Annotated in this window: 9 protein-coding genes; all 9 read left to right on the top strand. The window is 40.8% G+C overall.

The genetic code is table 11. The features are described from left to right. The first annotated feature begins 149 nt into the window (after positions 1–149). Entirely contained in the window at positions 150–1,238 is a 1,089-nt protein-coding gene (locus tag ACKTT2_RS30060; protein WP_407893596.1) for a glycosyltransferase, read from the top strand. A 37-nt stretch (positions 1,239–1,275) separates the two neighbouring features. Next, a complete protein-coding gene (locus tag ACKTT2_RS30065; RefSeq protein ID WP_407893598.1) occupies positions 1,276–3,504 on the top strand; it encodes a GumC family protein in 2,229 nt (742 codons plus the stop codon). 1,546 nt (positions 3,505–5,050) lie between these two features. Next, a complete protein-coding gene (gene hepC, locus ACKTT2_RS30070; RefSeq protein ID WP_407893600.1) occupies positions 5,051–5,854 on the top strand; it encodes a heterocyst development glycosyltransferase HepC in 804 nt (267 codons plus the stop codon). A 125-nt stretch (positions 5,855–5,979) separates the two neighbouring features. Continuing rightward, positions 5,980–6,924, top strand: a complete 945-nt coding sequence (locus tag ACKTT2_RS30075; RefSeq protein ID WP_407893602.1) for a hypothetical protein — start codon at positions 5,980–5,982, stop codon at positions 6,922–6,924. A gap of 112 nt (positions 6,925–7,036) precedes the next feature. After that, positions 7,037–8,881 carry a heterocyst formation ABC transporter subunit HepA gene (hepA, locus tag ACKTT2_RS30080; protein ID WP_407893604.1) on the top strand — a complete coding sequence of 615 codons (1,845 nt, stop codon included), beginning with the start codon at positions 7,037–7,039 and terminating at the stop codon, positions 8,879–8,881. A gap of 574 nt (positions 8,882–9,455) precedes the next feature. Next, complete coding sequence (locus ACKTT2_RS30085; protein ID WP_407893606.1) at positions 9,456–10,430, top strand: glycosyltransferase family 2 protein; 975 nt, start codon at positions 9,456–9,458, stop codon at positions 10,428–10,430. Between the two features lie 197 nt (positions 10,431–10,627). Then, positions 10,628–11,782 (top strand): glycosyltransferase family 4 protein, encoded by a 1,155-nt coding sequence (locus ACKTT2_RS30090; protein ID WP_407893608.1) that lies wholly within the window; start codon positions 10,628–10,630, stop codon positions 11,780–11,782. A gap of 346 nt (positions 11,783–12,128) precedes the next feature. Continuing rightward, positions 12,129–13,154, top strand: coding sequence for a glycosyltransferase family 2 protein (locus ACKTT2_RS30095; protein ID WP_407893610.1), 1,026 nt, complete (start codon positions 12,129–12,131; stop codon positions 13,152–13,154). Between the two features lie 186 nt (positions 13,155–13,340). After that, positions 13,341–14,375: a glycosyltransferase family 2 protein gene (locus tag ACKTT2_RS30100; RefSeq protein WP_407893613.1), complete on the top strand. Its 1,035-nt coding sequence runs from the start codon at positions 13,341–13,343 to the stop codon at positions 14,373–14,375. The last annotated feature ends 75 nt before the right edge of the window (positions 14,376–14,450 follow it).

Here is a 14,450-nt window from a genome sequence, read left to right on the forward strand (position 1 = left end):
AGATTGCCAAACAGTCTACAAACTGTTAAAACGAGGGTGCGGCGTTCAATTACAGTCGTCATAAACTTTCCATCGGTGATTTCCGATCTCTAACCCCAATCCCTATTTTCTATATAAATTTGTGATAGAGTAAATCCACCAGGTTTAGTATGAAAATTGCCCTAGTTCATGATTATCTAACTCAAAAAGGCGGGGCAGAGCGCGTTTTTGAATTGCTGTGCAAGCGCTACCCTGAAGCAGATGTTTATACTTCTTTGTACGATCCCAAGGAGACTATCGATCTGGGCGATCGTGCTGTTAGTACCACCTTCTTGCAAAATATACCAGGTGCTACAAAGTATTTTCGATTGATGGCACCATTTTATTTTTCTGCTTTCCGTGCATTAGACTTACAAGAGTACGATCTAATTATCAGTAGCAGTACCAGTTTTGCAAAAGCGGTGCGGAAGAAGCCAACAGCTCGCCACATTTGCTTCTGTCACAACGTCACCCGTTTTTTATGGGATACAGAAACTTATCTGCGGGAGTACGGAGACTATCGGTATTTCGCTCCTCTCATCGAACAAGTTTTTGAGATGATGAGAAAAGTAGACTTAAGCTACGCACAGGAGCCAGACCTTTACATCGCTAACTCCAGCGTTGTTGCGCGTCGCATAAAAAATATCTACGGTAAAAAAGCAATCGTTATCAATTATCCTATTGATACAAAAAGATTTGTTTTTTCAGATACAAAAGAAGACTTTTATCTTGCCTCGGCTCGCATGATTGGTTACAAACGACTTGATATAATAGTCGAAGCCTTTAACTGGTTGGGGTGGCGGTTGCTTATATCGGGAAATGGTCCGGAAAGAGAAAGGTTAGAGTCTAAAGCATTAGGCAATGTGGAATTTGTAGGACACGTTTCCGATGCCGAACGCACCCAGTTGTTTTCTAAAGCTAGGTCTGTTATAGTGGCAGCCCTAGAAGATTATGGATTAGTGCCAGTAGAGGCAAATGCCAGTGGAACGCCAGTCATCGCGTTTGGCGCTGGTGGCGTATTGGACACCCAGATTCCTGGTAAAACAGGGGTCTTTTTCAAGAGGCAAACACCGGATTCGCTACAAACTGCACTACTAGAAGCCAGGGATATCTATTGGGATTACGGGAACATTCGTAATCATGCGATCGCTCATTTCTCAGAAGAGGCTTTCTTTAGTAAAGTCGAGCAAGTTATAGACCAAACTTGTGCAGTAAAGTAACTATTCATTTAATTTAATTAGCTGAGGGATAATAAACGTGGTTCAAAGCAGTCTAGGTCCATATGTAAATCCAGTTACTGAGTCAGAACCGGGTTACGGACAACTGTTAGCAGTTTTAGTACGCAGATTCCCCTGGTTTTTAGCAGTATTTGTGGCATCTCTTGCCATTGCGGGCTTGGTAACAAAAAGAACACCAGATACTTACGGAAGCTCAATGCAGCTTCTGATAGAACCTAATTACCAGGGCAAACAAGAAGCAGGTGATTCAGTTGATAATCAGTACACAGATCCCAACATTGTAATAGACACTGCAACTCAGTTGAACTTAATGAAAAGTTCTGAACTGATAGAAAAAGCAGCGAACAAGCTAAAGCCAGAGTATCCTGAGATAACTGTTGCCGAATTAAAAAGCTCCTTGGCTTTGGAACAAGTCAAAGGAAAAGAAGATAACGTCGCAACTAAAATATTCCAAGTAGACTACACCAGTACCGCTCCCGATAAATCATACAAAGTCTTGGAGACGATGCGGCAAGTTTATCTGGATTACAATATCAGACAGCAAGACGAACGTATCAGAAGAGGTCTGAAAGTCATCAGAGAGCAAATTAGAAAAGTTAGTGGCGATGTTGCAACAGCAGAGACGAATCTACAACGCTTTCGTAGAAGTGAAAATATAATTAACCCAGAGACACAGGCAAAATCCACAGAAGATGAACTAACCAGAATTCAGCAAGAACGAGGTAAAACTCGTGCTGAGTATCAAGAAGCAGAAGCTCGTTACAAAAACTTACTTCAACAACTACAAACAACTCCAGAAACTGCCATTGCTGAAGCGCGTCTGAGTCAATCGACTCGTTATCAAGGATTGCTCAACGAAATCCAGAAAACAGAATTGCTTCTAGCACAAGAACGCCTTCGTTTTACAGATCAAGCACCTAGCGTACAAAAACTTGTAGAACAACTTCAAAGCCAGAAGACGTTGTTACAACAAGAGCAAAAGCGGACTTTAGGTGTAGATGCAAAACCTGAAACTCAAGGTCTTTTGGAGCAAGGACAAAAAGGTGCAATTGATATCAACCTTTCATCAGAGTTGCTCAAAACAAGAACAGATTTGCTAGCTTATGTGGCTCGCGATCGCGTTTTAGCAAAGAAAGAAGATCAATTACGTAACGAACTCAAACGCTTTCCACGGGTGTTAGCTGAGTACAATCGCCTAGAGCCTCAAGTACAACTTAACCGGGATAAGTTACAGCAGCTCTACAAAGCAGAACAAGTCCTAGAGCAAGAACTTGATAAAGGTGGATATAACTGGGAAGTCATCGAAAAACCCAAAATGGGTGTAAAGTTAGGTCCCAACCTCCAGCAAAATCTTCTCTTAGGTGGTGTCGTAGGATTGATGTTAGGTGGTGTTGCAGCTTTCTTAAGAGAAGCGGCTGATGATTCCGTTCACACCACTGCTGAATTGGAGAAGCAAGTAGCCCTCCCACTGTTGGGAACAACACCGAAACTACCACCAGCAAAAGCAGCCAGAGACTCTGTTATCAAATTGCCCTTTGGCAAGCCACAGGAACCCGCACCTTGGACAATTCAAGTATTGCAGTCTTCACCCCGTTGGGAATCATTAGACCTGATTTACAAGAACATCGAGCTGTTGAACTCAGTTTCTTCGTTCAAATCCCTAATGATAACTGCAGCCTTACCAGATGACGGTAAATCAGCTTTAGCATTAGGTCTAGCCATGAGTGCAGCCCGCCTACACAAGCGAGTCTTGCTCATTGACGCTAACTTACGCGAACCAACCCTGCACAAACAGTTGAATCTTCCAAACGAACAGGGGCTTTCCACTCTCCTCGCCAGTGATGTTTCCCTACCCAATCAAATTAGCATTCAATCTTCTGGGTCATCCTACATTGATATCTTGACTGCTGGTCCCACCCCAGTCGATCCCGCTAATTTGTTGAGTTCTCCTCGTATGCAGCAGTTAATGGCAACATTTGAGGAAAACTACGATTTGGTACTTGTAGACTCAACCCCAGTTCTTGGCTTAGTAGATGCCCTACTAACAGCATCATCTTGCCGTGGAGCAATTATGGTAGCCAGCATTGGTAAAGTGACACGTACCCAAATGGCGCAAGCTACAGCCATGCTCAGCCGCTTGAATCTCCTTGGAGTTGTTGCTAGTGGCGTGTCTAACTCTGGCAGTGCTTACATACCTTACACAACACAACAGCATCGGTTTGCCCTCCAACAAGCTATGGAGAAATAACCTTTCAAGATGTTTAGGCGCTTCGGTGTTGCGCTCCTATAAAAAAATATTTCAAGAGCGGGTGCGAACGCATCCGCTTTTGTTTGTCTTGTCCAAGGTAAATACTCCCAGATCGCTCTAAAATTCCACTCAACTTGTAGGTAGGGCTAAAGCCCACCAATATTAGAATGTGTGGTATAGCCCTACTAACATCTTGCACCTCCCTTGTGGGAGTGGATGGTGAGCAGTGCCCACCCTACGAAACAATAAGTGGGTGGTGGACACTGCCCACCCTACCGCTCTTCCATCACTTTCGCGCTCATAAAATTTGAAACCCTATTTTTAGGTTAGTCCGCGCAGGCGGACTTTGTTTGTATAGTCGTGACTTCCAGTCGCCTCAATTATTCTCTATCTATAGCGATCGAAGAGCGCTACTTCCGTAGCCTTTATAAGGGGAGTTTTGGGGGTATTTGGAACATTTTCCCTTTGATAAGAGAATTTTTTCAAACATTCTCTTACATAATACTTAAGCCGATAGATAGATGCTTTAAATACCTTCCACGATTAAACATAAACACAAGATTGTACTTAAAATACCGTTTAAAAAGTAATTTATCTCCTCAAACGTCCTGTAAATTCTTTGTTTTTTCATCACCAGATGTGAAGAAAGTTACTCTTATCTAAATCGATAATGTATTCTTCATAAATTAGTCAGCTAGTTAATACACATAATCTTTTATAAAAGTAATAAACAAGTAGCTTTCTTCACATATTAGTTCTTTGTAATTTGATAATTAAGCCTAAGTATTTTCCGCTCAATAAAAATATGGACTCAAAAGATTGGTTTTTCAGAAATCAGGTCTTGTGATGTTGAAGTTACTTAAGAGCATCCTACGGATAGCTGTTGCCATACATCATGCATGAAAGCAACACTCTTTCCCCTACTCCCTACTTTCCTGAAAGATTTTTTATACTTCAACAAGTACGGAGAGGGGAGAAATGTCAACTATCCATCGTCACATATTTAAAGATTGAATTATACATATATAAAAATTAGACAAGTATATAAAATTTTGGCATATAAGAATGTTTACGGAATTTGTGTTATTTAATTAGTAGTAATCATTAAGTGTTTTTGAATTGTGAATCTAACATTATGCTAAAATTACGACTGAAAATGAGTATTTACATAAAATCGTTCACAGTAGCTTAATAATTCTAGGAAAAACGCAGGAACTCTATAAAGAGTAAATAAAGAATTTGAACGGGCAACTGTTATTTCTACTGCGTCTTATATCCTAGAGATCGAATATCCGCACGGATAAGCCACGTCATGTGAATGAGTGGAACCTTTAAAATTACTAGGAAAATACTATCGTAAGTAATGAATTTAGTACATCAAAAAAGTCTGGCTTGTGGTGTGCTGTTGTTATTAAAGATAGTTGAATGGTTCCACAAGTCCACTCTGTGGAACGTTCCTAAAGCAAATGAGATGAAGATCGCTTGCAGCATTACATAGCTTTCAGTATCGGGTCGGCAGTCTACTACCTTATGAGATGAAATACATATGACAACATCAATAATACCAGTAATACAAAATTACTATAGCGTGAAACAGCAACCACAAGATAATCCTCCCCAGTACTGCACGATTCAATGGCGGCGGAATCAGTTAATAGTGATGCCTCCGGGGCAAGTTAAGCAACCCCCTATGCCTTCACTGCATAAAAAGCAACTACTTGTAGAGTGTTTAAAGAGAACTCCAGCAACTTTAGTCCGCATAGACCCAAAGTTAGGTGAAGCCCGATTAAAATTTTGGGCAGATGCTAGCTTTGCAGCAGGCAAGCCTATTTTCCTTCGCATACCTTCAACTCATAAACAGCCAAACATGATTAACTCACTCTTTGGATTGTTAAAACGCTTGAGTGATTGGCTGATGGCTTTGATATTCTTACTTACGTTTGCGCCTTTGATTCTGGGTTTAGTTTCATTGATGCGCCTCCATTCTCAAGGCCCAATTTTTTCTAGTCAATGGCATATTGGAGAACGGGGCAAACTCTTCAAAGTTCTCAAATTTCGTACAACTACAACACAGCAGAAGGCATTTGAAGATGATGCACGCGATCGCGAAGGAGTTGAGGTAACAGTCCTTGGACGTTGGATGCTTAAGTACGGATTAGATCGTTTGCCACAGCTACTTAATGTTCTTAAAGGAGACATGAGTTTGCTCGGACCCAAATGCTGGTCTTTAGAAGAGGGCTCCCGGTTAAATTCCACAAGGCTTCGAGAGTTAAATGCCCTACCAGGGTTGGCAAGATTGTCATTACTAGAAGAAAAGTTCAAAACTGTTGACTTAGTTGCAGAGAAATAATCTAACTGTTCGTATTTACTGCTTTAATTGTTGTAGTAGTCTTCGTGCATTCTACTACATTTAAACTCTCACGAAAGTAAAGTTCTCCCAAATTTTCAGATCACCACAGTAATGGGTAAACTAAGATGCTTACAGCAATCTGTACTCTTTTTGAAAAAGATTATCACTATGGTGTAGGTATTTTGGTAAATTCTTTGTATCAATATGGATTTCGGGGTGTAATTTGGGCAGGATATCGTGGAAATTTACCATCCTGGGCAAAATCCGCTCCTCACAGAGAAGGCTACCAAGAATTATCCCTAGGTCAAGAAAGCTATATCAGGTTTGTCAAATTAGATACAAACAAGCACTTTGCTTATTACAAGCCTGATTTTATGTTAGAGCTATGGGAAAAATATCATCCAGAAGCAGAGGCTATATTCTACTTCGATCCAGACATCGTGAATAAGTGCCGTTGGGATTTTTACGAGCATTGGGTAAAAAGGGGAATTGCTTTATGCGGTGACTCGTGGTATTATGTCCCGCGATCGCATCCTCGACGTTTAGCATGGTTGGAATTTGCTCAAAGCAAAGGGTTCGATTGCAAGCAACAGTTAGATTACCACTATAATAGTGGATTCATTGGAGTTCATCGCGATCGCAAGTCAATAGTATCACTTTGGCAAAAACTGATAACTCTTGGAGATGAGGCAGGTTATATTAACTACCAAAACCTTTACAGTGATGAAAATTTCCACTGTTACCCCTACCTTTACGGCGATCAAACGTACCTAAACTTAGCACTCATGCTAACAAACGAGCCCCTCAGTGCGATCGGTCCGGAAGGAATGGATTTTATTCCAGGCGGTACTACCATGTCTCATGCAACAGTTCCAAGTGTCAAGCCTTGGAGGAAAAAGCTGATAGCGAGCGCTCTCAATGGTGATTCTCCAACCATGACTGATAGAGTATACTGGCAACACACTCAAACTCCCATTCCTGTCTACTCTAAAGCAACATTGTTTTTAAAACAATTAGACCTTCGAGGTGGATCTGCCATTGGTCGTTTCATGCGCCGCGCAGCAATATGAACCAAGCTTGATTTATAAGTTCGCGCATCCAATTTTCTCCTAAAAAAAACAAACCTCAAGATGGTATTGATGGATTTGTATCTACCCCGCTCATCTAATTTTGTACATAAACATGCAGACCACAATTTCCTCTCAAGCTAACACCTTTCTCAAAAATATCCTCAAAGCTAATAAGTTTTGGAAGGAGAACTACATAATATTGCGAGAGTTTGGTCATTTTCGCAAAATAGCTATCTTGGCGATTGTGTTTACCTTCCTAGCAGCCACTTTTGAGGGTGTTAGTGTTGGATTCTTACTTTCCTTTCTACAGAGTTTAACAAATCCAAATAATTCGCCTCACACTGGAATTGGTTGGTTAGATGCGGTCATAGCGGCTAATGCTAAAGTCATCAATCCTCTATATGCAATCTCTATACTGATATTACTTAGTACTTGGACTCGTTCAGCTTTTAACTATTTTGCATCAATCTATACAGAATCTGTTCAACTCAACCTTGCAGATCGGTTGCGAAAGCGGATTTTTGAACAACTACAGTCTTTACAACTCGGTTACTTTACAGAAGCGCGTTCTGGCGAAATCATGAACACGATGACGACAGAAATCGAGAGATTCAAGCAGGGATTTAGTGGTGCGGCTTTTGTACTAACCAGAGCATTGGTAGTTGTTGTCTACTTTATCTGTATGTTTCTGATATCGTGGCAATTGTCTCTTTTGTCAGTCATGTTGTTTTCCCTTTTAGCAGTGGGCTTGACAACACTCAATGCTAGGGTAAGAGAAAGCAGTTTCGACATTTCCAAAGCTAACGGGAAATTTAATGCAGTCGCACTAGAGTTTATCAATGGAATTCGTACCGTTCATGCAAACGGAACTCAAGATTTTGAGAGACAGCGTTTCTACAGATCGAGTAAAGACTTATTGGATGCATCCATGAAAGTTGTTGCTGTCTGGACGCTAGTAAAACCAATAGCAGAAAGTATTGCAACTACAGCTCTTATCAGTTTAATCATTATTTCCTTCGTTAAATTTACACTGCCCATCGCTTCGCTGCTCACCTTTTTCTTTGTTCTAGTGCGAGTAGTGCCAAGTCTTCAGGATGTTAATGGAACTCTAGCTTATCTAAGTACTTTGGGTGGGTCGCTGGAAAATATCAAAGAACTTTTGAGAGAAGATAACAAAACCTACTTTCAAAATGGCAACATAGAGTTTCCTGGATTACATCGTTCAATTGACATAGTATCGGTGGACTTTGGCTACGATCTCAGAAATTTGGTACTCCACAATGTGACCCTTTCTATTGAAAAGGGTAAAATGACAGCACTCGTGGGAGCATCTGGTGCGGGCAAAACAACACTCGTCGATTTAATTGCTCGCTTTTACGACCCGACGGAAGGACATATCTTTATAGATGGTGTGGATTTACTACAGTTCGAGATTAACTCGTTGCGTCGGAGGATGGCAGTCGTCAGCCAACATACATTTATTTTCAACACTTCAGTTTGGGACAACATTGCTTACGGTACGCCCAACGCTACAGAAGCAGCCATCAGAGAAGCAGCCCGACTCGCAAATGCACTTGAGTTTATCGAACAAATGCCCCAAGGTTTTGCCACAATATTGGGCGATCGCGGAGCGCGTTTATCGGGCGGACAACAGCAGCGTATTGCCATAGCTCGTGCGTTATTACGAGATCCAGATATTTTGATTTTGGACGAAGCAACTAGCGCCCTCGACTCAGTATCGGAAAGACTCATTCAAGAATCTATAGAAAAGCTAGCAGTTGGTCGAACAGTGATTGCGATCGCTCACCGACTTTCAACAATTGCGAAAGCAGACAAAGTTGTTGTTATGGAAGCCGGTCGAGTTGTGGAACAAGGTAACTATCAAGATTTGCTACAAAGACGTGGCAAACTTTGGAAATATCATCAAATGCAACATGAAGTAAGCACAAAGGAGTAGGATTAAACGCATTGAAAGGAGCGGTGTTGGGCAATGCCCACCCAATCCCTACAGTGCTTAAAATTTTTCATCAATCAATTATAGAGAAGCTCTAGCTATTTCTCATCTAATTATGAGTTGACCATTCTATAATTTCATAGATAGACTTTACTACCTAGCTCGGTTTTGGGTAAAAAATTCACAATTTCTTTACAAAAAAATTGTCTAGGTAAAACTTTGATATAACCTTTTGAGTGATTTAATAGATTATAATTATGTTTGCCAAGAAACCCGATTCTGTATAGCAAACGGGTTTCTAAAGCCCATAAAAAATTGATAATCAACACTACTCCTAGCAGTCGCGGGGGAACCCGCACGCGAGGGTAGCTCCCCTACATATATTTCATGAATTAAATAGGATTGCTATAGTACTTTCATTAAATCAGATTAAAGAAATACCAGCCCTATGATAAATGACAAATTCTTGTAATATTATTCACATAGACTTTTCATATGTATATGTTATTCACTAAGTATTGAGTCAAAACTATTTGAAACATATCTGTTTCTAGCAAAAATGTACAGTAATGAGAATATGAATGGCAACAAAAAATCTCCCGAACCCTTAGTCAGCATTATCACACCCACTTATAACCGTCCTGAGTATCTAAAGGCGGCTTTAAGTAGTGCAGTTAAACAAACTTACCGCAATATAGAAATTATTGTTTCAGACAATTGCAGCCCGGAAAACCCACAATCCATTGTTGAATCTTTTAATGATGATAGAATTCGGTTCTACCGCAACTCAACAAACTTGGGAATGTTTGCCAACACCATGAATGCTTTTAAAAAAGCAAGAGGTAAATATGTAGCAAGCTTGCTAGACGACGATATGTGGGAAGAGAACTTTTTAGAAAAGCTCGTACCACCTTTGGAAGCTCATCCAGATTTAGCGCTTGCTTTTTGCGACCATTATATGATGGATGCTAATGGAGAAATAGATAAGGAGCTTACCGAGCATTGTTCGGAACTGTTTAAGCGCTCTCATTTACGAGAAGGAATCTTTCAACCTTTTTGTAAGCTTAGCTTGATAGATAGGGCAGTCTCTACAGCGACAGCAGCCGTGATTCGTCGAGACGTTGTGGACTGGAAAACCATTCCACCAGAAGTGGGTGGTTCTTGGGATTTGTATGTGAATTATCTATGTTGCCGTAATGGTTTAGGAGCATATTATTGCGCTGAAAAATTAACTCGGTATAGAGTTCACGAACAAACAGACACAATGATGAGTGGTAGCCGAAATTCTCAAGCAAAAATCAGAAAAGCTCAAGCCGATCTTTTCTGCTATGAGAAGTTTATGGAAGATGAAAAGCTTAAGGAATTTAAACCATATTTTCTCCAACAATGGGGACATGTAAGTACAACTTTAGGAATTGGTTTAATGCGCTCTAAACAAATTAGAGAAGCGCGTCCTTACTTTTGGCGTTCCTTGCGTCAACATCTTACTTTCCGAACCATAATAGCACTTGTCTTAAGTTTTGGTCCACCTAGAATAGCAGCCAAGTTTTAAGATTTATCTCCCAATCCAATTAAACTAGTAGCATTTCTTATACTTTGTTCATATGACATTCTATTTGATAAAGTGGGGAGCAATTCAAGCTTGGCCTCAAATTGTTCGTCTATCTGGTATTCAGAAATTATGGCGTCCTTCTGCTTTGTAGACAGTTCAGTCTCATATTCATACATATATTTTACAGGAAGTTAACCGTGAAGCTCTGCATCGTTACCCACAGTGTTATTAAAGGTGATGGACAGGGCCGGGTGAATTACGAGGTTGCTCGAGAAGCAATTCGTCGCGGTCATCATGTTACCTTGCTATCAAGTCAAATAGCTCCAGAATTACAACAAAATCACCAAGTTCATTGGGTTCCAATTTCGGTTGAGGGATGGCCGTCTGAATTGCTTCGCAACTTAATTTTTGCTTTTGCTAGCACAAATTGGTTGCGGCAGCATCGTTCGCAACTAAATGTCGTTAAAGCTAATGGAGCGATTACTTGGGCAAAGAGCGATCTGAATGCCGTTCATTTCGTCCATAGTTCTTGGTTAAAATTCTCCGCTAAACAGGTAAAGCCCCAGTCAGTGAAAACTGGATTTAATCCACGTCAAGTCATTTACGATTTCTATCAGCGGTTATACACGTCTTTAAACGCCAGGTGGGAAAAAACGGCTTTTCGTCAAACACAAACTGTGGTGGCAGTTTCTGATAAGGTCGCTAAAGATTTGTTAGAAATTGGCGTACCACCAGAGTCCATACGAATCGTTGTCAATGGCGTGGACTTGCAAGAATTTTCTCCTGGGGCTTGCGATCGCAAAAAATGGAGTCTTCCGGAAGGAGTTCCCCTAGCTTTATTTGCAGGTGACATCAGAATTCCCCGGAAAAACTTAGACACGGTACTGTACGCCCTCGTAAAAGTACCCAATTTGCATCTAGCAGTTGCAGGCGTTACAGAAGGTAGCCCTTATCCCCAGTTAGCAGCAACACTAGGGCTAAATCACCGAGTCCATTTTATAGGATTGCGGCGTGACTTACCAGAAGTCATGAAAGCCGCTGATTTCTTTGTTTTTCCCTCCCGCTACGAACCCTTTGGCTTAGTAGTTATCGAAGCGATGGCGACAGGCGTACCTGTCATTACTGCTACTTCCACAGGTGCGGCAGATTTGGTAACACCAGAAGCAGGGATCGTTTTACCAGACTCAGATGACGTTGAAGCTTTGGCAAGTGCAATGTCAACTCTGACAAACAATCCCCAGCTTAGAACACAAATGGGTCAAGTCTCCCGATCCATAGCAGAACAACATAGCTGGAGCAAAATGGCACAAACATACGTAGATCTGTTGGAAGAGTTAACTCCTAGGGGTTAGGGATAGGAGATTAGGGACTGGGGATAAGGAACCCTCTCTAGTCAATCGGGAGTCCGAGCCATAATCATCAATTTGAAGAATGATAATTTCACAGAAAAGATGTAAAGATTGTCAACATTTTTCTGTTTTCGCATACAACCTTTTTGTAAATCTGATTAATTCAAGAGGCTCTCATCCTTTTACTCAAAAGCTCTTTGGTTTTAGCCAAAGGAATTCTATTTTGATTGCGATCGCTCTCTGACATTATAGCAAAAAGCCTCACCTCGGTTGTAGCAAAATTTCTAATCAATACACTCATACCATTTTGGATAACAAATAATTACTTATCAAGAGGATTCACCATAATATGCAAGAATTGCCATCCGTTGCTGTCTGTATTCCCACTTATAATCAAGCTCAATATCTCATCCATTCAGTAGCAAGTGCTTGCAGCCAAACATATCCTAATGTAGAAGTTTGGGTTTCAGACAATGCTAGTACCGATGAAACTTCTGAACTGATGGAACAATTATGCCAACAGTTTCCCCAACTGCGATATCATCGTCATCCAGAAAACATGGGAATGACTCCTAACTGTAATTGGGTTTTAAGCCAACCAAATACAGAATTTGTAATTCGTCTGGATTCAGACGATAATATGTCACCGCGTTATGTGGAAACTTTAGTAGCTCTTATGCAAAAGTACCCAGAAGCGGGTTGGAGTCATGTAGCAACATGGGAAATTGACCAATTTGGAAAATACCTTTTTGAACGGCGAGTTGTGAGAAAGCACGAGTTTCAAGATGCGGAAGAAGCGTTAAAAGCTTCTGTATCCGGGTTGCGAACGGCTTCCAGTATTTTCATGTTTAAAGCCAAAGCTTTACGAGAAGTAGGATTTTATGGTAATGGACATCTCAAGTATAGTGAAGACTACGATCTAGCAGTCAGAATGTCCGATGCTGGTTATGGAAACGTCTATTCAGATGCCCTATTAGCTGAGTATCGTGTATGGACTGATACTGCAAAAGTGCGACCTAAGCGAAAAGGGGATCAACTGCGGGCTTATATTTGGATATACAACCAGTCTTTAATGTCTGCTTTTGAAAGACGCGGTTGGGATACAAAGGTTATTGATAAATTCCGTCGCAAAATGGCTCTCATTCATTCAGCAGCTTGTTTTTCTCCAATTTTTTCCAAACCAGAACGAGCAGAATTAATCGATTTGTTAAAAGAATTAGGCGATTCGCCAGCTTTGCGGATTCGTTTTTTTGCATTTTCCTTGGGTTTTGCTCCTATCTTTGAGTGGAAACATCATACAGAATTAAAGTTAAAAGGTATGGTTAAGGGTTGGTTAAGTAAAATCAAGACTATGAATCAAGTAAAAGCGGCATAATCGCAACAGGCTAAAGTTATTCTGAAAATAAAACTTACTTAAGGAAAAAAGTAAGTTGCAGATCCTTTTGGGAATTGAGCATAATAAAACTGTTTTGTAAGTTAAGGATGAGAGTTTTTGCTTTACGAGCAAAATCCGCTCTTATCCTCAACTACTAAATGCTCCATCTTATAAACCCTGACTGAGATGACCTCAATGCTCGATTCCCACTCTGTAGCTATTTGTATTCCAACATACAATCAAGCTCAGTACTTAATTCAATCTGTGCGTAGTGCTTGCACTCAAACATATCCAAATGTCGAAGTTTGGGTTTCTGACGACGGCAGCACTGACGAAACACCTCAAGTTATGGAACAGCTTTGCCAGGAGTTTTCCCAAGTTCACTATTACCGCCAACCAAAAAATTTGGGAATTGCTGGCAATAATACTTGGTTAATGAGTCAGCCAAAAACCGACTTTATCGTGCGTTTGGACTCAGATGATGTTATATTTCCCAATTATGTTGAAAAATTAGTCGCTCTACTACAAAAGTATCCAAAAGCTGGTTACGCTCATACGGCTATTCAGGAAATTGATGAGTATGGAAATAACCGTTCCACGTCCCGAGTTTCTAGAAATCATGAGTTTCAAGATGCAGACGATGCTCTGATGGCAGCAGTTTCTGGCTATAGAGTGGCAGCAAACATCGTCATGTTTAGAGCCAAGGCATTACAGGAACTCAGGTATTATGAAAACCGTCCTGAATTTGTGGAAGATTACGATTTATCTGTCAGAATTGCAGATGCAGGCTACGGTAATGTCTACGCAGATGAGGTCTTAGCTTGCTATCGAGTATGGACTGACGTTAAAAAAACACGTTCTAAACGCAAGCATTTGCAATTAAAGGGATACGTTCGGATTTTCAACGAAAGTTTCTTACCTGCTTTTCAACATCGGGGTTGGGATACAAAAGTATTAGACAAGCAAAGACGCAAAATGGCACTTTTGCACTCTGCTTACTGTTTTCTTCCTATCTTTAATAAAGAGGAACGAGCAGAACTTGTCAACCTTCTCAAACAATTGGGAGATTCACCACTGTTGCGCCTGCGTCTTTTAGCCCTCTCTTTTGGACTGGCTCCTTTCTTTGAGTGGCAGCACCATACAGAGCTTAAGTTAAAAGGCATAGTAAAAGATTGGTTAAGCAAACTTAAAGCTCGTTCAACAGCCAACACAGTAAGTTAAGTTATCTGTATGCAGTTATTGGCGATCGCTAATAACTGCCCCGGCAACGCGCTGCCTCACCGCGTCGTGTTTCCT

The sequence above is a fragment of the Scytonema hankhaensis NUACC26 genome (assembly GCF_045865695.1).
GTDB lineage: Bacteria > Cyanobacteriota > Cyanobacteriia > Cyanobacteriales > Nostocaceae > Scytonema.

What these genes read in the sequence shown, in the direction of transcription:
- ACKTT2_RS30060 (WP_407893596.1), top strand. Translation starts at nt 150, where the DNA reads ATGAAAATTGCCCTAGTTCATGATTATCTAACTCAAAAAGGCGGGGCA.
- hepC (WP_407893600.1), top strand. Translation starts at nt 5,051, where the DNA reads ATGACAACATCAATAATACCAGTAATACAAAATTACTATAGCGTGAAA.
- ACKTT2_RS30075 (WP_407893602.1), top strand. Translation starts at nt 5,980, where the DNA reads ATGCTTACAGCAATCTGTACTCTTTTTGAAAAAGATTATCACTATGGT.
- hepA (WP_407893604.1), top strand. Translation starts at nt 7,037, where the DNA reads ATGCAGACCACAATTTCCTCTCAAGCTAACACCTTTCTCAAAAATATC.
- ACKTT2_RS30085 (WP_407893606.1), top strand. Translation starts at nt 9,456, where the DNA reads ATGAATGGCAACAAAAAATCTCCCGAACCCTTAGTCAGCATTATCACA.
- ACKTT2_RS30095 (WP_407893610.1), top strand. Translation starts at nt 12,129, where the DNA reads ATGCAAGAATTGCCATCCGTTGCTGTCTGTATTCCCACTTATAATCAA.
- ACKTT2_RS30100 (WP_407893613.1), top strand. Translation starts at nt 13,341, where the DNA reads ATGACCTCAATGCTCGATTCCCACTCTGTAGCTATTTGTATTCCAACA.